Consider the following 24,276-nt stretch of genomic DNA (forward strand, 5'->3'; position numbering starts at 1 on the left):
AAATGTTTTATGGGAGAACTACATGAAAGTAGAGTATTTTAAAATGTATATTCGTAATCTTTGTAAGTCGGGATTCCATGCGATGAAAGCATTAATTTATAACAATCGTATCTCACAACGTCATTATCCGGATGATAAGTTATTGGAAACGGTTCAACTTTGGGGTAATGGGATAAACTTGAACGAGCAAATGAAATATGTGTATGGTATACACCGAAGCGGTTGGAATTATGCAGTCAGTTCATTACGAAAATTGCATAATCCTTACGCTGCTTTTTTAGATTCTTTTATTGAAAAGACGTTTAGTTGGGATGAGAAAGGTAGTCCACCACATGAGTATGACTGGATTGGAGTTCTTCACATTCCGCCGATGGTTCCTGAGTGGCTTCCGGATCATCTACAGGCTCAGTACTTCGAAAATATTAGAAAAACTGAGAAATGGAAGGTAAGTGAACCTCACTGTAAAGGTTTTTTCACTTTATCACAATATCATGCAAATTATATGCGTAGAATGGTGGATGTACCGGTATCAGTTCTTTATCATCCAACAGAAATACCTGAAGCGCAATGGAATATCGAACGCTTTGAAATGAATCAAGAAAAAAAAATTGTTCAAGTTGGTTGGTGGCTAAGAAATATGTTTGGGATTTATGAATTACCTAAATCAAAATACTGTAAGGTTTTTCTTAAGAGTAGAACTGAATCTTGGTTTGATGAATTACTTAAAGTAGAAGGGGAATATAGAAAAAAGATAGGAAAATTAAAAGATGGGATGTTGGACACTGTGACGACCCTCTCTTTTTTGCCCAATGATCAATATGATGCATTGCTCACAGAAAATATAGTGTTCATTAATCTTTATGATACCAGTGCGAATAATGCAGTGATCGAGTGTATGGCAAGAGGGACTCCTTTACTTGTAAATAAATTACCTGCTGTTATTGAATATCTTGGACCAGAATATCCTCTATACTATGAAACATACAACGAAGCAATAGAAAAGGCACATGATTTTCAATTGTTGTATGCTGCTAGTCAGTATCTTAAACAACCTGAAAGACGAACTAAATTGACAAGGAAATTCTTTTTAGAAAGCTTTCTTTCATCTGAAGTTTATCATAGCATTAACTAAAAAAATTACCGCGCTACTTTTTGTGGCCTTTTTAAAGAGTCGAGTCGAATTCTTGAGATATCTTGGGTCTTCAAAAGAGTATTTAATTCAGGGGGAATAAGTAAAAATGAAACGTGCCTTAATTACGGGAACTACAGGTCAGGATGGAGCATACTTGTCAGAATTACTATTAAGGAATAATTATGAAGTGCATGGCGTGAAACGCCGTGCTTCTCAATTTAATACAAATCGCATTGATCATTTATACAAGGATAGGCATGAAGATGATGTGCGTTTTTTTCTACATTATGGTGATATGACCGATTCTACCAATCTTATACGCATTATTCAACAAGTTCAGCCCGATGAAATATACAATCTTGCGGCTCAAAGTCACGTACAGGTATCCTTTGAGACGCCGGAGTATACTGCTAATGCAGATGCAATAGGAACCTTACGTATCTTAGAGGCAATCCGGATTTTAGGGTTGGAGAAAAAAACTAAATTTTATCAGGCTTCCACCAGTGAACTATATGGCAAAGTACAGGAAACTCCGCAAAAAGAGACTACACCGTTTTATCCTCGCAGTCCTTATGCTGCAGCTAAGCTCTATGGCTACTGGATTACTGTCAATTACCGTGAAGCCTATGGAATATATGCATGTAATGGCATTCTTTTTAACCACGAGTCACCATTAAGGGGCGAAACTTTTGTTACCAGGAAGATTACTCGTGCTGTGGCTCGTATCAAATTAGGTTTGCAGCAAAAACTGTATCTTGGAAACCTCGATGCCAAACGTGACTGGGGATTTGCCAAGGATTACGTAGAGGCTATGTGGCTCATCCTTCAACAAGATGTGCCGGATGACTATGTGATTGGAACCGGAGAGACGCATTCTGTTAGAGAGTTTGTTGAATTGGCGTTTAAAGAAGTTGGCACCGAAATTGAGTGGCAAGGAATCGGTGCGGAAGAAAAAGGGATTGATAAAAATTCTCGTCGAGTTCTGGTTGAAGTGGATCCTCGCTATTTCCGGCCTACGGAAGTAGATCTTTTATGGTCAAACCCTACTAAGGCCAAAACTAAACTCGGGTGGAACCCTAAAACAACTTTAGGAGAACTTTGTGCCATGATGGTGCAAGAAGATCTTGCAGCAGCAGAAAAGGACATGCTTTGCGTGGCCAACGGCTATACTGTTCCTGCTTTTAACGAGTAGTTACTTGTATTTTTATAGATTTTGAGGTGTGATAAGTGGAAAAACAAGCGAAAATTTACGTCGCCGGACACAAGGGTTTAGTCGGTTCGGCAATTGTTCGGAGGTTGGAACAAGAAGGCTATAAGAATTTTTTGTTTCGTTCAAGCAAAGAAGTGGATTTGACTAATCAGGTAGAGACGCAGAAATTGTTTGAAACTGAAAAACCGGATTATGTCTTTGTCGCGGCCGCCAAGGTAGGAGGCATCTTGGCTAACAATTCTTATCCGGCTCAGTTTATTTACGAAAATCTTATAATGGAATCCAATATTATTCATGCTGCCTATCAAAATGAGGTAAAGAAACTCTTGTTTTTGGGCAGTTCTTGCATCTACCCGAAAATGGCGCTTCAGCCGTTGAACGAAGAATACCTCTTAACCGGGCCTTTAGAACCTACCAATGAGTGGTATGCCATCGCCAAAATCGCCGGCATTAAATTATGCCAAGCCTACCGGCGTCAGTATGGCTGCAACTTTATTAGTGTCATGCCTACCAATCTTTATGGTCCTAATGACAATTTTGACATGGAAACTTCTCATGTACTGCCTGCGCTGATTCGCAAGTTCCATGAAGCGAAGCATAAGGGAGACACATCAGTTTCCGTTTGGGGCAGTGGTACGCCCAGACGTGAATTTCTCTTTGTGGATGACTTGGCAGATGCTTGCTGCTTTGTGATGGACCAATATGAAGGGGAACAAATTGTTAACATCGGTACGGGCACGGATATTACCATTGCTGATTTGGCGGCAATTATAGCCGAAATCACAGGGTTTGTCGGAAAAATCGTTTATGATGCGTCAAAACCGGATGGAACCCCTGTCAAACGTCTTGATGTTACAAAACTGTCCAATTTAGGCTGGAAGGCTACTACTTCTTTACGGGATGGACTAGCAGAAACTTATCAATGGTATGTATCGCAAACGAAGTAGACTGGTTTCGCATAATTTTGCTTATTTTTGCTGCAGTAGCGAATTAGTGGGATAGCAAAGGAGCGAATCAATGCAAAAGGGTGCTTTAGGAGATCCAATTAAGGTTAGTATCATTACTATATGTCTTAATGCTAAAGAGACTATTGAGCATACGATAAAAAATGTTATTGCCCAGACGTATCCGCACATAGAATACATTGTCATTGATGGCGGATCTACTGATGGAACTGTGAAAATCATATCGAAGTATTCGCAAAAGATATTTTGGTGGTGCAGTGAAAAAGATCAAGGAATTGCTGATGCATTTAACAAGGGCATTGCTAAGGCCTCCGGCGACTTGGTAGGCATAGTAAACGCAGACGATTGGTATGCGGAAGGTACGGTGGCAACTGTAGTTGAAGCTTTCAAGGCTAATCCGGATGCCGGCTTCGTTTTTGGGGATCTCGTATTTTGTGACCGGAATAGAATTCCTAGTGTCATACATCATGGTAACCCAGACTATCATGATGCTATCCGATATACTATGCCGCCGACTCCTCATCCGACCGTTTTTGTTCGTAAAGAAGTTTACATCCAGCATGGCGGGTTTGATACTAACTACAAAATTGCTATGGATTATGAGTTGTTGCGGCGTTTTTCTGTTCAGGGCGTAAGGGGAGTATATATTCCCAAGCCTTTGACTTATATGGGGTTGGGAGGCTATTCGGATAGAAATTACCATATAGGATATTGGGAAGTAATGACTATATCGATAAAATATGGATATCCTGGTGCCTGGGCATTTTTGCGATTTGTCTATAAAACAGGAAAATCATTTTTTCGGGTCATTCTTCAAACGTTAGGCATGAATCAAGTCGTGGCTGTTTACCGCAGACATAGGAAAGGGGTAACTGTTCTAACACAGTAAAAATGGTTGAACAGGGCGTGTGTGTGTTATGGATACTGAAATATCAGTAGTAATCCCCACATATAACAGGGCGCATTTATTAGAAAGAACGGTACCATCGTACATCCAGCCGGGTGTCGGTGAAGTGATCCTGGTGGATGATGCGTCAACAGATTATACATCGGAGATAGTCGGCAAATTGCAGGAGCGTTATCCACTCATTCGCTATATCAGGCTTCCCCAAAACCAAAGGCAGATGTACGCTAAGAATCGAGGAATTGATGCCGCTCGGTATCCGCTGATCTATTTTGGCGATGATGATTCATTTATCATACCAGGTTCTATACAACGCTTGGTTGATGTCATCAAAACTCAATACGCCGACATAGCCGGAGCCAAAGCACTATATATGAATTCACTCGATGACTTAACAAATATAGAGCAATTTATCCGGAATTATGACCATAAAGCGAACGATACACAAGAGATTGCAGATTTGGTCAATTTGCAATTTAATTTTACCCTTTCTACTGAATTTCCGGTTGAAGTGCCAGTGACTCCTGCCTGTTTCCTGATAAAGAAAGAATGGGCACAGAAGGTCCTGTTTGATGAAAACTACAAAATAAACGCCTATCGAGAAGAAACCGACTTTTTAGTCCGCGCTTATCTTAATGAAGCCAAAATATTTTATGAGCCGAAAGCCATCCAGATCAACCTGCCACGGACTCTTGCTACCGGTGGCGCTCATGCTAAAGGTAAGCTGATTTGGTATTTGGCGTGTATATATAACAACTGGTATTTTTTAAAAAAGAACTATTTCGCTCTTTCGCAAAAATGTGCTTTGCCCCACAATGTGTATGCTATGCAGTGGATGTTTATGATGAGGGGTTTAAGGAAAATTATATCTAAGTTTTTTCCGTAAGCTGTGAGACTTGGAGGCACGAAATGAAAGTGGCGATCATTCACGACTGGCTGGTAACTTATGCCGGGGCAGAACGTGTGTTAGAACAAATATTGCAATTATTTCCTCGGGCTGATTTATATAGTGTGGTAGATTTTCTGTCTGCAAAACAGCGTTCTTTTATATTGAATAAAACAGTGACAACGACATCGATTCAGCGGTATCCTTGGGCAAGGACAAAATATAGGTCGTATCTTCCTTTCATGCCCTTGGCGGTTGAACAGTGGGATTTGTCAGCTTATGATTTAGTGATTTCTTCTTCCCATGCCGTGGCAAAAGGGGCTATTACCGGCCCTGATCAATTGCATATTTCTTATGTTCATTCTCCTATTCGTTATGCATGGGACTTGCAGCACCAGTATCTGCGTGAAGCGGGTCTGGACGGAGGATTAAAGGGACTTGTCGCTAAATTAATCCTTCACTATATGAGAATGTGGGATCTGCGTACGGCGCATGGAGTGGACCATTTTGTTGCAAACTCAGAATTTATCGCTAGGCGAATTCGAAAAGTGTATCGCCGCGACGCCATGGTGATATATCCGCCGGTGGATATAGAAAACTTCAGTTTGGAGACGGCGAAAGACGACTATTATCTGACTGCTTCCCGTATGGTAGCGTATAAAAAAATGGATAGTATTGTGGAAGCCTTTGCCGGAATGCCTGATAAGAAATTGATCGTCATTGGCGATGGGCCTGATTCTTCAAAAATAAAAGCATGGGCTAGGCAGGTTAAGAATATCGAACTTTTAGGTTACCAACCATCTTCCGTATTGCGGGAGTACATGCAAAAAGCTCGGGCTTTCGTATTTGCAGCTGAGGAAGACTTTGGCATTACTCCGGTTGAGGCGCAGGCTTGCGGCACTCCTGTCATCGCTTATGGCAAAGGAGGAGCACTGGAAACCATAACCGGATTGGATCAGGAGCATCCGACCGGCGTCTTTTTTTCAGAGCAGGCTGCTCAATCCATTCGTGACGCAGTCTTTCTTTTTGAGAGAGAGACTGAACAAATATTGCCTGCGTATTGTCGCAAGAATGCAGAACGGTTTTCTGCCGAAAGATTTAGGCAAGAATTTAGTGGATATATTAGAACGATCATAGGGGAGAAAGATAATGAGTGAGAAAATATCAATAACCCGAAATATATTCAAAGCCTATGACATCCGCGGCAAAATTCCCGGCGAACTAAACGAGACAGTAGCCTACCGCATTGGCCGGGCCTATGTGGATCAATTCCACACTAAACAAGTCGTTGTGGGCTGTGATGTACGATTGTCTAGTCTCAGCTTGGTCAAGGCCTTGTCACAAGGATTGCGGGACGGGGGCTGCAATGTGCTGAATATCGGCCTTTGCGGCACCGAGCAGGTTTATTTTGCTACCTTTCACCTGAAGACTGATGGCGGCATCATGGTTACTGCTAGCCACAATCCTATGGACTATAACGGAATGAAAATGGTTCTGGCCGAGTCCCGACCAGTCAGCGGCGATACTGGACTGCGGGCGCTGGAGGAACGAGTTATGGCGGGAAACTTTGTAGCGGCTGATGTTCCGGGAGTCGAAAGGGAGTTTCAGATCATGCCTGACTATGTGAAACATCTCTTGACATATGTTAATACGTCGGCACTGAAACCGCTAAAAGTAGTGGTTAACGCCGGTAATGGCAACGCCGGAGCTGTGATTGATGCGTTAGAGCCTCATCTGCCTTTTCAGTTTGTCAAGGTAAATCATGTTCCGGATGGCACTTTTCCTAATGGGATACCCAATCCTCTCTTGCCGGAAAATCGGGAAGTTACCGCCAGTGAAGTTCGAAGAACCGGAGCCGATGTAGGCATTGCCTGGGATGGTGACTTTGACAGGTGCTTTTTGTTTGATGAAAAGGGCGGCTTTATCGAAGGATATTACATCGTAGGCTTTTTAGGTCAGGCTTTTTTACGCAAAAATCCCTGCGCTAAGATCATCCATGACCCAAGACTGACTTGGAATACAGTCGAGCAGGTGACGGAATTGGGCGGGGTGCCAGTGCTCAGTAAGACTGGTCATGCCTTTATTAAAGAAAGGATGAGGCAGGAAGATGCTGTATACGGCGGTGAAATGTCAGCGCATCACTATTTCAAAAGCTTCGCCTATTGTGACAGCGGCATGATTCCTTGGATTCTTATCTTAGAATGCATATGTCAGCAGAACAGACCATTATCTCAGCTAGTGGGGGATCGCATGAAACGGTTCCCAGTCAGCGGAGAAATCAACCGGGAAGTGCGTGATTCGGCCGTGGTCCTGCAGGTTATCGAAAATCACTATGCAAATGGTGCAAAAAGAATAGACCGTACTGATGGTCTGAGCCTGGAATTTGACCAGTGGAGATTCAATGTGCGGATGTCGAATACCGAGCCGTTGCTGCGACTGAACATTGAGGCAAAAGATAACAAAGCGCTTATGGAAAAGAAAACGGAAGAGATACTTAGTTTGATTGCATCAGTATAAAAATTGAGTCTGTCCTGTTCAGGGCGGGCTTTTTTCTCATAAAGCATTTTCATGGAAGGACTGGATGATATGTATCGAGTGGAATGCTTGCCAAACGGAAAGTATGGAATCTACCAGTTGGAGGATATCCGTTCCCAGGCCAAAGTCAGGGTTGCGCCGGAAAGAGGCGGCATGATTTATGGTTTTGAACATAATGGGACAGATGTATTATATCTCAACGCCAAGACTTTTCTTGACCCTTCTTCTAATGTAAGAGGAGGAATCCCTATCCTGTTTCCAATTTGTGGTCAATTGGAAAATGGGCGATATACCTGGCAATATCAAACCTATTCCATGAAAAATCACGGGTTTGCCCGAGACCAAGTATGGAAAGTGATTGAAAGCAACACAGAGGGACAAGCGGTGCTTGCCCTGGAGTTAACAAGTAATGATCAGACACGGCAAGTATTTCCGTTTGATTTTTCGGTTATTTTTACCTACATCCTGCAGGGAAGCAGTTTGACTATCAGGCAGACATACGAGAATCGGTCTGCGTCTGACATGCCATTGTACGCCGGTTTGCATCCCTATTTTAATACATCATCCAAGAATCTGCCTTTGGCTACAGACGCCACGCAATATCTGGATTGTGCCGATCAGCAAATCAAACCGTTTCTTGGCAGCATTGACCTGAGCGACTCATCAGATTCTATATTACTTTTGGACTCCAGGTCAAATTGCATTACTTTTGATATAGATCATCAATATAAAGTGATATTGGAACAAGGACAGGAATTTAAATATATTGTGTTTTGGTCTGAGCCTGGAAAGGATTTCATTTGTGTAGAACCATGGATGGGCAAGGCGAATGAATTGAATTTAAAGCAGGAGCTCCTCATGGTAAAACCCGGAGAGCGAGTAGAAACGTACTGCAAGATATCGGTTCTTCCCCTGAAGGGTCCTGACCAAGGCAGGGGAAAAACCCAAATATGACGAATTGCAAATTAAGTCATGTTTTAAAAAGGCGTTGGATTGAAGGATTATTGCCATATCAAAGTGAAGTGGAGGGACGATTCGGTGGCAAACGAAAAAGAGCGGGATTTAGCCGCAAGCATCCTGGCCCTGGCTGGCGGTAAAGAGAATATAAGCGGCGCATCCTATTGTATGACCCGCCTGCGCCTGACCCTGGCGGATATGGCCAAGGCTGACGCGACACAAGTGCGGGCCACTGCCGGAGTCTTGGGGGTCGTGGAGTCAGCCGGTCAACTCCAAGTCATCCTGGGACCGGGAGTCGTCAACAAGGTGGCCGCGGAATTCGCCGCTCTGGCCGGCATCACTCTGGGCGAAGTGCAGGACATCAAGGCAACTTATGCCGACCGGAACCATACTCCCTTTAAACTGTTTTTGCGCAAGCTGGCCGGTATTTTTATTCCCCTCATCCCGGCCATCGTGGCTTCCGGCATGCTGGCCGGCCTGACTAATATAGCCATTCGCGGCGGCGCCGATCCACAGGGTACCCTGGTATTGCTGCTTAACGCCATGGGCTGGGGCATTTTCGGCTATTTAGCCATTTTTGTCGGCATTAATACTGCCAAGGAATTCGGCGGCACCCCGGCCATGGGCGGCTTGGCGGCGGTGCTTCTGATTAATCCGGCCATTGCCAGTATCAAGATTTGGGATCAGGCTTTGGTGCCGGGGCGGGGCGGCTTGGTCGGCGTGCTGTTGGTAGCTTGGTTTATGACTGTGATCGAAAAGAGATTGCGGCGTTATGTGCCGGATGTCATTGATATCATTGTCACTCCGACCTTATCTCTGCTAATTACCGGTTTTGCCACTTATTACGTGCTGCAGCCGGTGGGCGGCTGGTTGTCGGAAGCTATCGTCTGGTTTTTTAAGACACTGATTGGCTTGGGCGGGCCAATTGGCGGTTTTGTGCTGGCCAGTACCTTCCTGCCCGTGGTTATGGCTGGCTTGCATCAGGGCCTGGTGCCGGTGCATATGGAATTTTTAAATACCCTGAAGGAGAATCCGCTGCTTCCCATCCTGGCTATGGCAGGTGGCGGGCAGGTGGGCGCTACCATGGCGGTGTACTTGAAGACTAAGAATGCCCGGCTGAAAAATGTCATCAAAGGCTCATTGCCTGTAGGTATCCTGGGTATCGGTGAACCGTTAATTTTTGGCGTCACCCTGCCGTTGGGACGTCCCTTCATTACCGCTTGTATCGGCGCCGGCTTTGGCGGCGCCTGGCAGGCTATGACTAAAGTATCCACCGTGGGCCTGGGGGTGTCGGGGTTGCCCTTGACCTTCTTGATTACGCCGGGCAATGTGGTAAATTATTTGATCGGTATTTTGATCGCCTATGCGGGTGGATTTGTTGTGACCTGGCTGGTTGGCTTCGATGACCCTAAAGATATGGACGAAAAACAGGTGTGAGGGCATCAATCATGATCGAAAAAGGTATATCCCTATATGCCGGCATGGGCTATTCGCCGGAACAATGCTTTGAGTATCTGAGCAAGGCACGGCAGGCGGGGTTTTCCCGCCTGTTCACCTCTTTGCACATCCCGGAGGCGGATGAAACCTCTCTGCTGGCGGAGTTCCGGCTGATAGCCGGTGAGGCCGGACGACTGGGTTTTGGCATTACCGCCGATATTTCCCCCCGTGCATTTCGGCTGCTGGGGGCAAGTTTGGACCATTTAAAGCCGGTACGAGAACTGGGCATTGATGTAATCCGGCTGGATTTTGGCTTCGATGCGGCGGCAGTGGCGGTTTGGACAAAAACCAGCGGCCTGGCGGTGGAACTGAACGCCAGCACCATGGATGAAAAACTGTGGCAGGCTATTCTGGCCGCCGGGGCTGACACTGCTAAATTGCGGGCCTGTCACAATTTTTATCCCCGGCCTGATACCGGACTGGGATGGGAACTATTCGTCAAACGATCGGCTCTGTTCCGAGAGCAGGGCATTCCCCTGGCTGCTTTCATTCCATCGCTAGTGAATCCTCGCGGGCCTATTTATGCCGGACTGCCTACTTTGGAACGTCACCGCGTCTTGGGCCTGGTACCGGCTGCTAAGGAACTGATCTACAGCGGCCTGGTGGATTGCGTCCTGTTCGGTGATCCTCTGGCGGATGCCAAGGAACTGGCGGCAGTGGGGCAAATCGATCCTGATTGCGTCGAACTGGAAGTGGTGCCGGAGGATGCATTAACGGCTGTGGAGCAGGAGATCCTGTTTGCCGTACACGCGAATCGCCTGGACCCGGGCGAATCTGTCATTCGGTCCAGTGAAACCCGCAACCTGGCGAAAGAGGCGATTAAGCCGCGAAAAACGCAGATGAGAGAAGCGGGAAACGTGACCATTGATAACGAACTGTACCGCCGCTATATGGGCGAACTGCAGGTTATAATAAAGACGCTGCCGGCTGACGAGCGAGTGAATGTAGTGGCCCGGATAGCGCCGGAAGAAATGGGACTGTTGCAGTATATCCAGCCAGGCCGGACATTTTGTTTCCGTCCCGGTCCTGACCGATAGGAGGAGCCGATGAATCTGGAAAAACTTTTAACTGAAACCCGCAACTCCAATACTCTGGACATTGACCGTCTGTCCGCCTTTGAAATCGTAACTAAAATCAACCGGGAAGACCGTCAAGTCCCCCAGGCAGTGAAAAAAGTTCTGCCTCAGATCGCCCAGGCAGCAGACTGGACAGTAGCGGCTATCCGGGATGGGGGGCGGCTGTTTTACCTGGGAGCCGGCACCAGTGGCAGGCTGGGGATTTTGGATGCTTCCGAATGCCCTCCCACCTACGGTACGTCACCGGAATTAGTTCAGGGACTGATTGCCGGCGGTCAGACGGCAGTGTTCCGGGCAGTGGAAGGGGCGGAGGATTCTCTTACCCTGGCAGAGGAAGACTTGCGTCAGCGGCAGTTGAGCTCCAACGATATCGTTGTGGGGATTGCCGCCAGCGGGCGAACGCCCTATGTCATCGGCGGACTGAAATATGCCAGCGGCATCGGTTGCCGGACAGTGGCTGTTACCTGTTCACCGGCATCCGAGATGGAGGCAGCGGCCGCTCTGACGATCTGTGTACAGGTTGGCCCGGAAGCCGTTACCGGCTCCACCCGGATGAAGGCCGGCACAGCCCAGAAACTGGTGCTGAATATGATTTCCACCGCCGCCATGATTCGTCTGGGCAAGGTATATTCCAACCTGATGGTGGATGTGCAGGCCACCAACCAGAAACTGATTGAGCGGGCTAAACGGATCGTGATGATGGTTACCGGCGTGGAGCGGCAGCAGGCTGAAACCGTACTGGTTCAAGCCGGCGGTTCGGTTAAAATCGCGATTACCATGCTGCTGGGGCAGATGTCCCGTGAAGAAGCGGAACAGGCTTTGGCTGACAATGAAGGATTTGTTGCTAAAGCTATAGAAAACTGTCGAAAGTGAAAGAAAAACTGAAGCCATATTGAGTACCGGAGGCGGATTATTATGACAGGTTTGATTCGAAATGCCGCTATAGTCTGTCCCGACCGGGTTACTGAACCAAGCTGGTGCTTGGTCCAGGACGGTCGGATCGCGGCTTTGGGCCGGGAGGGAGATTGCTCAGCCAGCAGCTTTGTAACAGAGACCGTTCAAAAAGGTTCAGCTGCTAGGCGCGACGAGGATTACGCCGCGCCGCGTACAGAGCGTACGCAAGCAAGTAACCGCAGGAGCAACGACGCAGACGGGCCTTTTTCAACGGTCGCCTGTGACTGGCAGGTGGATTGTGAGGGCGACTGGCTGATCCCCGGCCTGATTGATCTGCATGTGCATGGAGCCGGCGGGGTTGACACGATGGACGCCCGGCCGGACAGCATGGAAAAACTGGCCGCGACCTTGGCCCGTTTGGGAACGACGGCTTTTTTGGCCACCACTATGTCTGCTCCGCCAGACGCTATAGCAGCGGCATTGTATTCTGCTGCTGATTATCAGCGGCATCCCTCATCCCATGGTGCGGAATTGTTGGGCATCCATATGGAAGGCCCGTTCCTGGCGACAGCCTATAAGGGCGCTCAGGCCGCAGCAGGAATTTATCCGCAGGGGGAAGGGGCTGCGCAGCAGCTGGCTTCTCTCTTGGAGGCTTACCCCGGTCTGGTCCGTGTCCTGACTTTGGCGGTGGAGCGGTCTGATGCGCGGGATTTGATCGAAATTTGCAAAGGGCAGAAAGTCATCCCCTCGGTGGGGCACTCGGCTGCCGAGTATGAGGTCATGCGACAGGCCGTAGCCTGGGGTCTGCAGTCGGTGACTCATGCCTTTAACGCCATGCCCGCCATTCACCACCGCCGGCCGGGGCTATTGACCGAGGCCCTTGTGAATCCGGCGGTACATATGGAACTGATCGCTGACGGGGTCCACATTCATCCGGCTGTGCTGGGTGTCGTCCTGGGTCTGAAACCGCCTGACAAGGTATCGATTGTGTCTGACGGCACCAGGGCGGTGGGTATGCCCAACGGCGAGTACGAACTGGGCGGCCAGATGACCTTGGTCCGGGATGGCGTGGCGACCCTGCCTGACGGCACGATTGCCGGCAGCGCCTTTTCATTGCTGGCGGGGGTGAAAACCCTGGTTACCACTCTGGGCTATACCCTACCGGCGGCTGTCCGCTATGCCAGCCTGAATCCGGCCAAACTGCTGGGAGTAGCCGATCGTTTAGGAAGTATCGAAGCCGGCAAGGTAGCAAACCTGGTACGGCTGGACCGGCAATTGACTGCGATTTCGGTTTGGGTCAAAGGACAGGCGGTATAGAGCCGTACTGACGCAGGGTGTATTAATGCATCGTAAAGACCATAACATCGGTCTTTTCTTTGTTTTTCCGGGATGAGCCTCTCTTCACATACAGATACTTAAGCAGGAGTAGGACGAAGTGTGGCGAATTTCGATAAAATATGCAAGTCGGTTTAAACGGCACAATGCCGGCACTTATATTGTCTTTGTGATACAGGAAAAATTCTAAGTTTATAAAGGAGAACTTTTCATGAAAATCATCATTCTGGCAGGCGGCGGCGGTACCCGTCTGTTTCCTCTGTCCCGGGCGTCATTTCCCAAGCAATTTTTAAAAATAGACGGTAAGGAATCTCTATTAGCCCAGACGGTGCGACGGTTTTTACCGGTAGTCGCGCCAGCGGACATCCTGATCGTCACTAATAAAGACTACCGCCATCATGTCCAAACCGAACTGGCGGCGGCTGGAGCCGATGCCGCCCACATCCTGCTGGAGCCGGTAGCTAAGAATACCGCCCCGGCTATTGCCCTGGCCGCCCGTTATTGCATCGACAAACTGGGGGCTCAGGGCGACGAGGTGATCTTTGTATCTCCGTCTGACCATGTGATTCAGCCAGCCGATGCCTTTGTCTCGGCTGTGCGTCAAGCTGCGGCTGCCGCAGGCCAGGATCGGATTGTGACCTTTGGCATTAAGCCGACCGCAGCGGAAACCGGCTATGGTTATATCCAGACCGGTCAGCCGTTTGCCGGCGGCGGCCTGGTTGCCGAGTCTTTCCGGGAAAAGCCTAACCAGGCCACAGCGGAGAAATATGTGGCTGCCGGCAACTATTATTGGAATTCCGGCATGTTTGCTTTTACGGTAAACCGTTTCTTTCAGGAATTGGAATCCTTTCAGCCTGATATTCATGACTTGGCCTCCCTGCCCTATGATGCGGCCCTGGAACGGTTCGATGAAATGCCCAGCATCTCCATTGACTATGCAGTGGCGGAAAAATCCGGCAGGGTGGTAACCATCCCGTTGTCGCTGTATTGGAACGATATCGGCTCCTGGGATGCCATTTATGATGTCCTGCCCAAAGATTCTTCCGGCAATGCCATCAGGGGAGACTGCCTGCCTTTGGAATGCCGGAATACTCTGATGCTGGGACAGAGCCGCCTTATCGCCGGTATCGGTCTGGAAGACCTTTTGGTGGTAGAAACCGACGACGTGATTGTAGTGGCGCATAAAGGTGAGTCCCAGAAAGTCAAGGACTTGGTGACCATCCTCAAAGCCGCCGGTCGCCGGGAAGCGGACGAACATACCACGATTTACCGTCCTTGGGGCAGTTATACAGTATTAAATGAAGGGTCAGGGTACAAAATGAAAAAGATAGTGGTCAATCCTGGCGCCCAACTCAGCCTGCAACTGCACTATCACCGCAGCGAGCACTGGATTGTCACCGGCGGTTCAGCCAGAGTAACGATTGGCGACACGATTCAGATGGTCCATGAGAACGAAAGCGTCTTTGTGCCTCAATCCACTAAACACCGGATGGAGAATCCCGGCAAGATTCCCTTGGAGATTATCGAAGTGCAAAACGGTAAATATCTGGGCGAAGACGACATAGTACGGTTTGAGGATATCTATGGCCGGGTCTAGAAATAGTTGAAAAGGGCTGTTACATGAACGGATGAAATTATGGCAAAGGCGGTTGATTATGCAGAAAAGTATGAGTAAAATCAGAAAAGCCGTGATTCCGGCAGCCGGTCTGGGCACTCGTTTCCTGCCGGCCACTAAGGCTCAGCCCAAAGAAATGCTGCCTATCGTGGACAAACCGGCCATCCAGTATATCATAGAAGAGGCCATCCAATCCGGCATCGAAGAAATCCTGATCATTACCGGCCGCAACAAGCGGGCCATTGAAGACCATTTCGACCGTAACGTGGAATTGGAGCTGACCCTTAAGGCTCAGGGGAAATATGATCTGTTGGGTTTGGTGGAGGAATTATCCAACGTGACAATTCACTATATCCGGCAGAAAGAGGCTAAAGGGCTGGGGCACGCCGTGCTTTGCGCCAGGCAGTTTGTCGGCAACGAGCCTTTTGCCGTGCTGCTGGGGGATGATATCATCGATTCGCCGGTGCCTTGCCTGCGGCAGTTGATGAATGTGTATGAGGACTGCCCCGGTACTGTTCTGGGGGTTCAGGAGGTGCCTCAGAATAAGGTCTCCAGCTACGGCGTGGTGAAACCTGAGTTTGTGAGACCAAATCTTTGGAAAGCAATGGATCTCGTGGAAAAACCGGCCGTGGAAGATGCTCCGTCCCGTTTGGCGGTGCTGGGCCGTTACATCATCGAGCCTGAGATTTTTGCCCTGCTGGAAAACACGCCTCCCGGACGGGGCGGCGAGATCCAGCTGACGGATGCTTTGCGTCGGCTGGCATTAGAACAGCTGGTATATGCATATAATTTTGAAGGACGCCGTTATGACGTGGGCGACAAGCAAGGGTATCTGGAAGCCACTGTTGAATTTGCCTTGCGCCGGCCGGACCTGCGTGAGCCCTTCTTACGCTACCTGATTAGAACTATCGGTCCGCTGCTGAAAGACAATGAAGTGGCTGCTGCTGTTATGGCCGGAGAACAGTCGGAAAAGTAGAGGACAAAAATATAAATTAACGGGGCCGTTTCAAGGTCTGTTTTGAAATAGCCTCAATATGGAGGCGACAGCATGACTAAAAACAATCCCTGCGTAATTCTCCCATCAGGTTTTCAGTTCGACTATACTAATTTATTCGGCGAGGGCAAGATCACGGCTCGTGATGTGGGGGAGCTTTCCTCCCGCCTGGAAGAGGCCCATCAGGCAGTAGCGCGGATGCGCCTCACCGGGGAGGTCAAAGGGCACCTGTCTAAAGACGGGCTGCCGGAAAAAGTCTTATTCACCCGGCTGCCGGATCTCGACTCAGGCCGTATCAATAGCCGGGAATCACTGCAGCGGCTGAAGGATTTCGGCCAATCCCTGGTCAACAGGGTGGATGCGGTCATCTCCTTCGGCATCGGCGGCTCGTATCTGGGTAACAAGGTGCTGTTCGACATTCATGCCGGCGAGTTTTGGAACGTTAAGACTGCGGCGGAACGAAACGGCTATCCCAAGCTGTATTTCAGCGGCAACAACATCGATCCCCGGCGTACCGGCGAACTCATCAGTCTTATTCAGTCCGAAGCCCGTGCCGGAGCGGCTGACCGCGATCAGCCATACCGGGTGACTCTGATCGTTATTTCCAAATCCGGTTCGACTCTGGATACCATGTCCACATTTATGGTGGCTTATCAAGAGTTGAAAGCTATGGCTCCTCTGATTGAGGTGCAGGTCGTAGCTGTGACCGATCCGGCGGCGGGGGCGGACCGGACTCTGCTGCGTAAACTGGCGGATGACCAGGGCTGGCCCTGCTTCAGCGTGCCGGATGGGGTAGGCGGCCGGTTCAGCATTTTCTCCGAAGTGGGGCTGGTGACCGGGGCCTGTATCGGCTTTGACCTGGAAGCCTTTCTGGCCGGAGCAGGAGACATGGACATACTTTGCCGGACCCCGGACGTTTACGCCAATCCGGCTATGCTCAACGCCGCTCTGAAATATATTGCCGCCGAAAAATACGGCCGGGACATTGAGGTATTTATGCCCTATGGCGATTACCTCAAGTCGGTGGCCGAGTGGTATATTCAGCTTCTGGCTGAGTCCCTGGGCAAACGCTGCGACCGGGAAGGCAGGGAAGTATTCTATGGCCGTACGCCGGTGGTGGCGGTGGGCACTACCGATATGCACTCTCAAACCCAGCAGCATCAGGACGGCAAACATGATAAAGTCCTGCAGTTCGTGCGGGTCGCCTATTGGGGAAATGATCCGGTCATCCCTGATATCTTCCCCGGCGTTGCTAAACTCAGTGAGATTGCGGGGCTGCATCTGGGGCAGGCCCTCGATGCAGCTCTGGAATCCAATGCCGCAGCCTTAGCCGCGGATCATCGCTTTAACGCCACTTTTGTGCTGCCGAAACTGGATGCCTATCATTTGGGAGAATTGTTGTATCTTCTGGCTCTGTCAGTGGCCTATGAAGGAGAACTGGCCAATGTGGACGCCTTTGACCAGCCTGGCGTGGAATCTTATAAGAGGATCCTGGGGCCCAGGCTGAAAGAAATGAAAATGAAGCGGTAAATTTATGAAGCATAAAGAGAGCAGGCCTACTTTCAATGAAAGCGGCCTGCTTTTTGTATCATCTTCTTTGAGTGTCGTACTGTTGTCGGAGACCAGGGGAGTGTCAGCACGGAATGCGCTGTTGTCACGAATCTCGTCCCCGGTGACACTCCTTGTATTGATTTTAGAGCAACTGCTCCAGGCAGAACAATGCCTGATTCCCAAAAACTAACGTTGCCAGGTGATACACCGATTTTTTAGCGAATTTATCTTGAGAGAAGCCAGTTTCTGCACGAAGCCGAATTAATGGTCTTAGCTAAAAGGGAGTTGATTTCAAACTAATGTAATGTCCAAAAACTTAAAGGCGAGGTGAATCACAGACAAACAGCAATCGCCACCAGGCAACATGCTGCTCTGGTTTAGTGCGCCCCAATGGCATTTTAGCAATTTATTATACCATATCTGCTGAAGAATGAAAGCCGGATAGGTAGTGATCAATGTAATTTAGAATCGTCAGTCCGGCCTAATAAATAGTCAATAGATACATCGAAATAGTCTGCGAGTGCAGTAAGAAGTGAAACATTTGGTGTAGATTTTCCTATTTCGTAGTTTTGATAACCGCGCTCAGTTAATTTAAATAGTTGAGCCATCTGTTTTTGCGTTAGATTCTTTCTTTGCCGTAAGGTTTTTAACCTAACCGCAAAATATGAAGACATATAATCACCGTCCAAAAAGTATTGACACGAAAATTAATTTCGTGTAAGCTATAAACATAGCACGAAAACAATTTTCGTGAAGACTGAAAAGGGAGCAAGATACATCCTAAGCGCGAGTGGATACGCCTTTAGCCTGTCCTTTATGTTTCTATCTGTTCCTGTATAAGCTCGGTTCTACAGAAGGAGGCGAAAAAAGAGCGGCTCAAACCACAGCAGGCTTACCCAATGTAAGTTACCAGACAAAGGTGAAATCTGCTCAAACGTGTACAAAGACACTTGTTCCTTAGTGTTACATTGCGGCAACTGGTGCTAATGAAGAGAATGAAACGGAAAACAGGCGTGTGTTCCATATCAGATTATCTTTATTATAGCGCAGCCAGCGATTGGCTTCAATGAAGGCAATTTGAAGAAAATGAAAATGTGATGGAAGAGAACTGACAAGAGGGACAACAACGCAAGAGGGGGCACGGAGTACAATCAGGTTATCACAGATAATGAATTGACGCAGGCAACCGATTTTATATACAGTATGATCCTAGTCGTACTACCAGATATAGGGGAGGCGTAATCAATGGGTGTATCAAGTCAGGCAGAAATAGTTTCTCCGTCGTTCGTTCCTAAGAAGAAAAGCGCAGCGGAACGGGCGGGTATGACGAAAGAAGAATGGCGCAATGCGATCCGTTTTGATGGAATGGATTGGGGCTGGATTATCATGAGTATCGGCATGGCTATTGGGGCCGGCATCGTGCTATTGCCGGTGCAGGTAGGCTTGGTCGGAATATGGGTGTTTGTGGTATCAGCAGTTATCGGCTATCCTGTAATGTATATGTTTCAACGATTATTTATTAATACACTGGCCGCATCGCCAAGATGTGAAGACTATCCCAGTACTATCAGCGGGTACTTGGGCAAGAACTGGGGATTTTTCTTAGGGATACTGTATTTTTTGATGTTAATTGCAGCAGTATTCGTATACTCAACGGCAATTACGAATGACAGTGCATCGTATCTACATTCTTTTGGTTTAACGGAAAAAGTCTGGTCGCAAAATCCGTTTTATGGGTTAGCCGTTGTATGCCTTTTGGTTGCGATAGCGTCCCGGGGAGAAAAATTGCTTTTTAAGATTTCTACCGGCATGGTTTTAACCAAACTTATTATCGTCGCCTGCCTGGGCTTAGTGATGGTGCAACACTGGAATATAGCGAATATCGGAGCTTTTCCGAGTTTCGGGTATCTAATTAAAGAAGCAATTGTAATGCTGCCGTTCACCATATACTCCATATTATTTGTACAAAGTTTAAGTCCTATGGTCATATCGTACCGGGCTCATAACAAGTCCATTGAAGTGGCGAGATTTAAGGCAATGCGCGCTATGAATATTGCATTTGGCGTTCTTTTTGTCACCGTATTCTTTTATGCGATGTCGTTCAATTTAGCCATGGGGCATGACCAGGCCGTATCCGCCTATCAACAAAATATTTCCGCATTAACAATTGCGGCGCAGGGCATGTCCGGGAATGCCGTAAAACTATTCAGCCTTATCCTGAACATCTTTGCCGTTATGACTGCCTTCTTCGGCGTTTTTCTCGGCTTTCGCGAAGCTTGTCAGGGTATAGCGATGAATATTCTCCATCGCATTATGCCGGATGAAAAGATCAACAAAAGTTTTGTAGAATACGGGATTTTAATATTTACCGTTTTAATGGCCTGGGGAGCAATCTTGTTAAACTTCCCATTACTCAAGATTAGCTTGGCGAGCGCTTCCTTGATCGGCTTTATCGGGTGTCTCATACCTGCTTATTTGGTTTATAAAGTGCCGTTCTTAGCGCAATACCGAAGTATCAATGCACTATTGATTGTACTCGCCGGTGTTTTATTGATTGTTGCACCTTTTGTGTCCATGTTATAAAAAGGAGGGGAACCCAAAGTGAAGTATAACTTTGACGAAATTATCGACAGAAAAAACACGAACTGCATGAGCACAGACGGATTTCGTTCCTATATCTTCCATGACGAAGAGGGGACAATGAAATTTCCATACCGGGACGACGAATTTATCCGCATGTGGATCGCCGATATGGAATTTGCCACCCCGCCATTTATTTTAGATGCCATGAAATCCAGATTGGACAGAAGGATTTTAGGGTACACGAAGATCTTTGATCCGGGATATTATCAGGCCTTTAAAAAATGGACGGAAGAACACTACGGCTGGGCGTGCCAAAAGGAACATATCGTTACATCAGCGGGGATTGTTCCTGCATTATACGTGCTCGTCTATTTTATTACCAAGCCTGATGAGAAAGTGTTGATTCTTACACCGTCATACGCGTATTTCAAACATGCTGCCGATTATAATAAACGTGAATTGGTTTGCTCTGATTTAATGAACGATAATGGTTATTATACCATTAATTTTGAGGATTTTGCGCAAAAGGCGGCCGATGCCAAAACGACATTGTGTATTTTTTGTAATCCTCATAATCCGACAGGTAGGGTTTGGTCGGAAGAAGAACTGAAAAAGATAAGTGAAATTTGCCGGAAAAATAATATATGGCTCATTTCTGATGAAATTCATTGCGATCTCATCCGTAAAAATTTGAGGCATATTCCTGTAGCTAAAATCATGACAGATTATGATAAATTAGTTACTTGCATGGCGCCAAGCAAAACCTTTAATATGGCCGGCACCGCTTTATCTAATATCATTATTCGCAATGACAAGCTGCGCGCCTGCTGGAAAGAAAGATACTATCTTACGGAAAATCCGCTAAGCATTGCCGGTGTCCAGGCGGCCTACGCCAAAGGCTCGGAATGGCTGGAGGAATTAAAGGACTATTTAGACAGCAATTTCGCCTGTATTCGTGATTTCTTGGCGGAACATCTGCCAAAGGCAACATTCCGTATTCCGGAAGCCACCTATTTGGGCTGGATGGATGTTGGCGCCTATTTGCCTGATGAAGACAAATTGCCGAAATTTTTTGCGGATAAAGCCGGTGTATTGCTTGAGGGCGGTAATATGTTCGTACAGAATTCCGACGGTTACATCCGCCTGAACGTAGCCTGCCCGCGGTCGATACTTCAAGACGGCCTGAACCGTATTAAAGAAGCGTTGTTGAAGTACGAAAAATAATTGTTGTACCTCTTGGCTCTGTCAGTGGCTTATGAAGGAGAACTGGCCAATGTGGACGCCTTTGACCAGCCTGGCGTGGAATCCTATAAGAGGATACTGGGGCCCAGGCTGAAAGAAATGAAAATGAAGCGGTGAATCGGATACAACCAAAAAGAGGAAGGCCTGCTTTCAGAAAAGAAAGCAGGCCTTCTTACGTTTAGGAAAAGTTTATGATTTCCGGCGCTTGTCGCTTGTCCCAGTTATCTGTCAGAAAAAATGAATTGAATTTCCAATAATTAACATTTAGAATGTAATTAAATAGACAAGAGAGGCGTATTACGTCTCTGAAAAGCCATAATTTTTGATGTGGGAGGAAGGAAAATGAGAATTTTAAAAAACGGCGCTCATATACTGCCGGTTCCCGGTGCTCCAAACCCTGGGGCCAGAGTCTGGGTTTGCGGCTATTGCGGTCTGAAATTATTTTTCGGCCGGGAATCCTTCCGTCCGGAGTTGAAATGCCTGTGCGGGGGCATGCAATGGCATCCCTGGCGCCGGGAGGGGCAGCGTTGAGCAAGGCTTAGATGCGTCGTTACTTTTGTAGGACATTTGTATTATATTTCGACTTTTTTCTCCTTCGCTCATCCTGACCTGTAGGAAATCTTGGCACTTTTGTAGAAGTGAACATTTAGAGGAAAAATGCGGTAGGGGTTCAGGGTTCAAGCCATCCCCGCTGCCAGTCATAGCTAGAGAAGATGCGAGAAGGAAGTGAGCATGTTGCCAATACGAATCATGATAGCTGACGATCATGCCCTATTGCGGCAAGGGATCAAAAAAGTGCTGGAACTCGAGGATGATCTGACGGTCATTGCTGAAGCATCTGACGGTGAGGAAGCCATAAAGAAAGTGGAGGAATTTGAGCCGGATATCCTTTTGCTTGACATTAACATGCCCAAGCTCAACGGGCTGGGCGTGGCAAAAGCCCTGAAGGCTGCGGACAATAAAACAAACATTATCATCCTCAGCATCCATGATGATGAGCACTATGTTCTGGAAGTGATTAAATCCGGTGCAGCCGGTTATCTCTTGAAAGATATTGAACCCGGCATGCTGGTAAACGCCATCCGGACAGTTTTTGGCGGCGAGCCTTTTATCTATCCCACCCTGGCCAAGCGTCTGTTCAGCGAACTCAATCGCCTGGATAAAAGCAAGCGCTATGAAATGGCCCGCAATGCCCGCGGCAGTGCGGAACGGCTTACAGCCCGCGAAATTGAAGTGCTGCAATTGATCGGTCAGGGCCTGAGCAATCATGATATGGCACAGCGCTTATACTTAAGCGAAAAAACCGTAAAAAACCACCTAACCAACATATTCCGCAAGATCAATGTGGCTGACCGGACTCAGGCGGTACTTTACGCCATACGCCACAAAATCGTTCATTTAGAGTAGGGCTGTTGAAAAAGCCCATCTGCGTCGTTACTCCTGCGGGCGCGCGTTCGACGTATCCTGCAAACGTACAGTCTCACGCGCGTCCTCGTCGTGCTATCAGAATTGTGACTTTTCGGGAGAGAGGTGGTAGCGGATGGTTTCTCCTAAGCCGAAAAGTCACCTGAATTCTTCAGCATGGCAACGCAGGCGTTGCTCTTACCTGGCATCTGGACCTTTTTGAACGCTTCCTGTTTGACATGAAGTCCCTTCACCAAACGATCCGCTCCGGAATATAGTATCCTATCCCAAGCAAAGGGGGTAGGGTATTTTGTTTTTCCCGTATGCGGTGAGTGTGATGCTCCTGTCACTGGCGATTTATGGATTTTGGCACCTAATTTTGGAGTGCTGGGTTTGGTACATAAAACCCAGGATGAGCAAATTACCCAGTGTCAGTTTATTATTGGTGGTAAAAAACCACGAACAGGATATTGAATTTATGCTGCGGCATATTATAAGAAAGATCGAATGTTGCGCTATCCATCCGGACCTGGTGGTAGTGGAAAATGGCTCTACCGACTTAACGCCGCATATTCTCGGCCGGTTTGTCGGTGAATATCACGCCTTGCGGGTGCTTTACCTGCCAACCGAAGAGCGAACGGTAGCCGCGGCTCTGCCTTTATGCCGGGGAGGAGCGGTCTACGTTTTCGACATGGTAAACCGTCTTACTCCGGAGGAGTGCCTCGCGGCGCTGGACGACATATTTTGCTAGGGGCCGTTGAAAAGGCTCATCTGCATTGTCAGGTCTGCGAGAGCGCGTTTCCTCGGCCTTCCTGGCATCTGAACCTTTTTGAACGGTCCCAGGTTCGAGGTTGAAGATAGATTCTGCAATATTCTTAATAACGCCCGGTTTTCAGTGCTATGATATCCGTAATCAGATCAATCAGTTTGCCGGTGAGGACGTTTAATTCTCCCACCGCTCCATAGCCGGCAGGCGTTTCTGCTACACCGCTTCTTTGCCGCGGCAGCGCCGCCAGCAGGCGGGCGGCCCGCAGATACTTCTCCACAGTGGCTGCAGTCCATAGGCAGGGGATCTCCCTGCCGCCCGTCAGGATAATGGCCGCGGGATAGGGAGAACAGGGCCTTTTCTCCACGGCCTTTACGGCCAGGGCGTTCACATAGCCGGTGCAGGTGTCGCCGGATACGCGGGGTGTTCTCACCTTCACCGGAAACAGGCTTAAAGCGGCGGTAAGCGGCAGGACCTGGAGATTGGCGCTGCCTGTAGCCCGGGCGGTCTGGCGCTTCAGGGCTGTTAAATCCACCGCCTGCTGCCGGGCGATTTGGCGCAGAACTGTGCGCACCCGGCGCCGTATGGTCTGGTTCGTTCCGTCGACGGCAATGATTTCGGTGCTGTCGCCGTCAGCTGTATAACAGGGCAAAATGGCTGAAATGGATCCTTTGCCTGGATTGGGTAGAAACATAAGGTAGCCTCCTTAAAGTTCGCGGTCACACGATGA

22 protein-coding genes and 1 pseudogene are annotated in these 24,276 nt (G+C 48.1%); 21 read left to right on the plus strand and 2 right to left on the minus strand.

The annotated features are described in order from the left end of the window. Window positions 1-22: 22 nt before the first annotated feature. From ALO_RS17675 to ALO_RS17745, 15 genes are all read left to right on the plus strand, one after another. Window positions 23-1,132, plus strand: a complete 1,110-nt coding sequence (locus tag ALO_RS17675) for a glycosyltransferase family protein (RefSeq protein ID WP_004098861.1) — start codon at window positions 23-25, stop codon at window positions 1,130-1,132. Window positions 1,133-1,238: 106 nt separating this feature from the next. Next, window positions 1,239-2,324, plus strand: coding sequence for a GDP-mannose 4,6-dehydratase (gmd, locus tag ALO_RS17680; RefSeq protein ID WP_004098863.1), 1,086 nt, complete (start codon window positions 1,239-1,241; stop codon window positions 2,322-2,324). Window positions 2,325-2,359: 35 nt separating this feature from the next. After that, entirely contained in the window at window positions 2,360-3,289 is a 930-nt protein-coding gene (gene fcl, locus ALO_RS17685) for a GDP-L-fucose synthase (RefSeq protein WP_004098865.1), read from the plus strand. A gap of 70 nt (window positions 3,290-3,359) precedes the next feature. After that, window positions 3,360-4,196, plus strand: a complete 837-nt coding sequence (locus tag ALO_RS17690) for a glycosyltransferase family 2 protein (protein WP_004098866.1) — start codon at window positions 3,360-3,362, stop codon at window positions 4,194-4,196. A gap of 28 nt (window positions 4,197-4,224) precedes the next feature. Continuing rightward, window positions 4,225-5,097 (plus strand): glycosyltransferase family 2 protein, encoded by an 873-nt coding sequence (locus ALO_RS17695; RefSeq protein ID WP_004098868.1) that lies wholly within the window; start codon window positions 4,225-4,227, stop codon window positions 5,095-5,097. A 23-nt stretch (window positions 5,098-5,120) separates the two neighbouring features. Continuing rightward, entirely contained in the window at window positions 5,121-6,254 is a 1,134-nt protein-coding gene (locus tag ALO_RS17700; protein WP_004098870.1) for a glycosyltransferase family 4 protein, read from the plus strand. Then, window positions 6,247-7,614, plus strand: a complete 1,368-nt coding sequence (locus ALO_RS17705; RefSeq protein WP_004098872.1) for a phosphohexomutase domain-containing protein — start codon at window positions 6,247-6,249, stop codon at window positions 7,612-7,614. The genes ALO_RS17700 and ALO_RS17705 overlap by 8 nt, the downstream gene beginning before the upstream one ends. 69 nt (window positions 7,615-7,683) lie before the next feature. After that, a complete protein-coding gene (locus tag ALO_RS17710) occupies window positions 7,684-8,586 on the plus strand; it encodes an aldose epimerase family protein (RefSeq protein WP_072031877.1) in 903 nt (300 codons plus the stop codon). 84 nt (window positions 8,587-8,670) lie between these two features. Next, window positions 8,671-10,026, plus strand: a complete 1,356-nt coding sequence (locus ALO_RS17715) for a PTS transporter subunit EIIC (RefSeq protein ID WP_004098876.1) — start codon at window positions 8,671-8,673, stop codon at window positions 10,024-10,026. 11 nt (window positions 10,027-10,037) lie between these two features. Next, the gene (locus tag ALO_RS17720) at window positions 10,038-11,123 is read left to right on the plus strand and encodes a DUF871 domain-containing protein (RefSeq protein WP_004098878.1); all 1,086 of its coding nucleotides are present in this window, start codon (window positions 10,038-10,040) and stop codon (window positions 11,121-11,123) included. Window positions 11,124-11,132: 9 nt separating this feature from the next. Continuing rightward, window positions 11,133-12,035, plus strand: a complete 903-nt coding sequence (gene murQ / locus ALO_RS17725; RefSeq protein WP_004098880.1) for an N-acetylmuramic acid 6-phosphate etherase — start codon at window positions 11,133-11,135, stop codon at window positions 12,033-12,035. 42 nt (window positions 12,036-12,077) lie between these two features. Further along, window positions 12,078-13,373, plus strand: a complete 1,296-nt coding sequence (gene nagA / locus ALO_RS17730; protein WP_004098882.1) for an N-acetylglucosamine-6-phosphate deacetylase — start codon at window positions 12,078-12,080, stop codon at window positions 13,371-13,373. A 229-nt stretch (window positions 13,374-13,602) separates the two neighbouring features. Then, window positions 13,603-14,988: a mannose-1-phosphate guanylyltransferase/mannose-6-phosphate isomerase gene (locus ALO_RS17735; RefSeq protein WP_004098884.1), complete on the plus strand. Its 1,386-nt coding sequence runs from the start codon at window positions 13,603-13,605 to the stop codon at window positions 14,986-14,988. Window positions 14,989-15,046: 58 nt separating this feature from the next. Next, on the plus strand, window positions 15,047-15,982 hold the full coding sequence (gene galU, locus ALO_RS17740; RefSeq protein WP_004098886.1) for a UTP--glucose-1-phosphate uridylyltransferase GalU: 936 nt from the start codon (window positions 15,047-15,049) through the stop codon (window positions 15,980-15,982). 72 nt (window positions 15,983-16,054) lie between these two features. Next, a complete protein-coding gene (locus tag ALO_RS17745) occupies window positions 16,055-17,530 on the plus strand; it encodes a hypothetical protein (RefSeq protein ID WP_004098887.1) in 1,476 nt (491 codons plus the stop codon). A 473-nt stretch (window positions 17,531-18,003) separates the two neighbouring features. On the opposite strand, the gene ALO_RS21565 is transcribed toward ALO_RS17745, so the two are convergent. After that, window positions 18,004-18,225: a helix-turn-helix domain-containing protein gene (locus tag ALO_RS21565; protein WP_004098888.1), complete on the minus strand. Its 222-nt coding sequence runs from the start codon at window positions 18,223-18,225 to the stop codon at window positions 18,004-18,006. 571 nt (window positions 18,226-18,796) lie between these two features. Between ALO_RS21565 and ALO_RS17755 the strand changes: the two genes are divergently transcribed. From ALO_RS17755 to ALO_RS17775, 6 genes and pseudogenes are all read left to right on the plus strand, one after another. Next, window positions 18,797-20,134: an SLC5/6 family protein gene (locus tag ALO_RS17755; protein WP_040293803.1), complete on the plus strand. Its 1,338-nt coding sequence runs from the start codon at window positions 18,797-18,799 to the stop codon at window positions 20,132-20,134. Between the two features lie 18 nt (window positions 20,135-20,152). Continuing rightward, window positions 20,153-21,358 carry a MalY/PatB family protein gene (locus tag ALO_RS17760; RefSeq protein WP_004098890.1) on the plus strand — a complete coding sequence of 402 codons (1,206 nt, stop codon included), beginning with the start codon at window positions 20,153-20,155 and terminating at the stop codon, window positions 21,356-21,358. Next, a pseudogene (locus ALO_RS23615) lies at window positions 21,359-21,493 on the plus strand (hypothetical protein); the annotation flags it as partial. Between the two features lie 225 nt (window positions 21,494-21,718). Continuing rightward, window positions 21,719-21,907 (plus strand): hypothetical protein, encoded by a 189-nt coding sequence (locus tag ALO_RS17765; RefSeq protein WP_004098895.1) that lies wholly within the window; start codon window positions 21,719-21,721, stop codon window positions 21,905-21,907. A gap of 204 nt (window positions 21,908-22,111) precedes the next feature. Continuing rightward, complete coding sequence (locus ALO_RS17770; protein WP_040293829.1) at window positions 22,112-22,783, plus strand: response regulator; 672 nt, start codon at window positions 22,112-22,114, stop codon at window positions 22,781-22,783. 307 nt (window positions 22,784-23,090) lie between these two features. Then, entirely contained in the window at window positions 23,091-23,531 is a 441-nt protein-coding gene (locus ALO_RS17775) for a glycosyltransferase family 2 protein (protein WP_004098898.1), read from the plus strand. 124 nt (window positions 23,532-23,655) lie between these two features. Here ALO_RS17775 and ALO_RS17780 read toward each other — a convergent pair whose 3' ends face one another. Next, on the minus strand, window positions 23,656-24,240 hold the full coding sequence (locus ALO_RS17780; RefSeq protein ID WP_004098900.1) for a hypothetical protein: 585 nt from the start codon (window positions 24,238-24,240) through the stop codon (window positions 23,656-23,658). Window positions 24,241-24,276: the final 36 nt, after the last annotated feature.

The organism is Acetonema longum DSM 6540 (genome assembly GCF_000219125.1).
Taxonomy (GTDB): domain Bacteria; phylum Bacillota; class Negativicutes; order Sporomusales; family Acetonemataceae; genus Acetonema; species Acetonema longum.

What these genes read in the sequence shown, in the direction of transcription:
- ALO_RS17675 (WP_004098861.1), top strand. Translation starts at nt 23, where the DNA reads ATGAAAGTAGAGTATTTTAAAATGTATATTCGTAATCTTTGTAAGTCG.
- gmd (WP_004098863.1), top strand. Translation starts at nt 1,239, where the DNA reads ATGAAACGTGCCTTAATTACGGGAACTACAGGTCAGGATGGAGCATAC.
- ALO_RS17690 (WP_004098866.1), top strand. Translation starts at nt 3,360, where the DNA reads ATGCAAAAGGGTGCTTTAGGAGATCCAATTAAGGTTAGTATCATTACT.
- ALO_RS17695 (WP_004098868.1), top strand. Translation starts at nt 4,225, where the DNA reads ATGGATACTGAAATATCAGTAGTAATCCCCACATATAACAGGGCGCAT.
- ALO_RS17700 (WP_004098870.1), top strand. Translation starts at nt 5,121, where the DNA reads ATGAAAGTGGCGATCATTCACGACTGGCTGGTAACTTATGCCGGGGCA.
- ALO_RS17705 (WP_004098872.1), top strand. Translation starts at nt 6,247, where the DNA reads ATGAGTGAGAAAATATCAATAACCCGAAATATATTCAAAGCCTATGAC.
- ALO_RS17710 (WP_072031877.1), top strand. Translation starts at nt 7,684, where the DNA reads ATGTATCGAGTGGAATGCTTGCCAAACGGAAAGTATGGAATCTACCAG.
- ALO_RS17720 (WP_004098878.1), top strand. Translation starts at nt 10,038, where the DNA reads ATGATCGAAAAAGGTATATCCCTATATGCCGGCATGGGCTATTCGCCG.
- murQ (WP_004098880.1), top strand. Translation starts at nt 11,133, where the DNA reads ATGAATCTGGAAAAACTTTTAACTGAAACCCGCAACTCCAATACTCTG.
- nagA (WP_004098882.1), top strand. Translation starts at nt 12,078, where the DNA reads ATGACAGGTTTGATTCGAAATGCCGCTATAGTCTGTCCCGACCGGGTT.
- ALO_RS17735 (WP_004098884.1), top strand. Translation starts at nt 13,603, where the DNA reads ATGAAAATCATCATTCTGGCAGGCGGCGGCGGTACCCGTCTGTTTCCT.
- galU (WP_004098886.1), top strand. Translation starts at nt 15,047, where the DNA reads ATGCAGAAAAGTATGAGTAAAATCAGAAAAGCCGTGATTCCGGCAGCC.
- ALO_RS17745 (WP_004098887.1), top strand. Translation starts at nt 16,055, where the DNA reads ATGACTAAAAACAATCCCTGCGTAATTCTCCCATCAGGTTTTCAGTTC.
- ALO_RS21565 (WP_004098888.1), bottom strand. Translation starts at nt 18,225, where the DNA reads ATGTCTTCATATTTTGCGGTTAGGTTAAAAACCTTACGGCAAAGAAAG.
- ALO_RS17755 (WP_040293803.1), top strand. Translation starts at nt 18,797, where the DNA reads ATGGGTGTATCAAGTCAGGCAGAAATAGTTTCTCCGTCGTTCGTTCCT.
- ALO_RS17765 (WP_004098895.1), top strand. Translation starts at nt 21,719, where the DNA reads ATGAGAATTTTAAAAAACGGCGCTCATATACTGCCGGTTCCCGGTGCT.
- ALO_RS17780 (WP_004098900.1), bottom strand. Translation starts at nt 24,240, where the DNA reads ATGTTTCTACCCAATCCAGGCAAAGGATCCATTTCAGCCATTTTGCCC.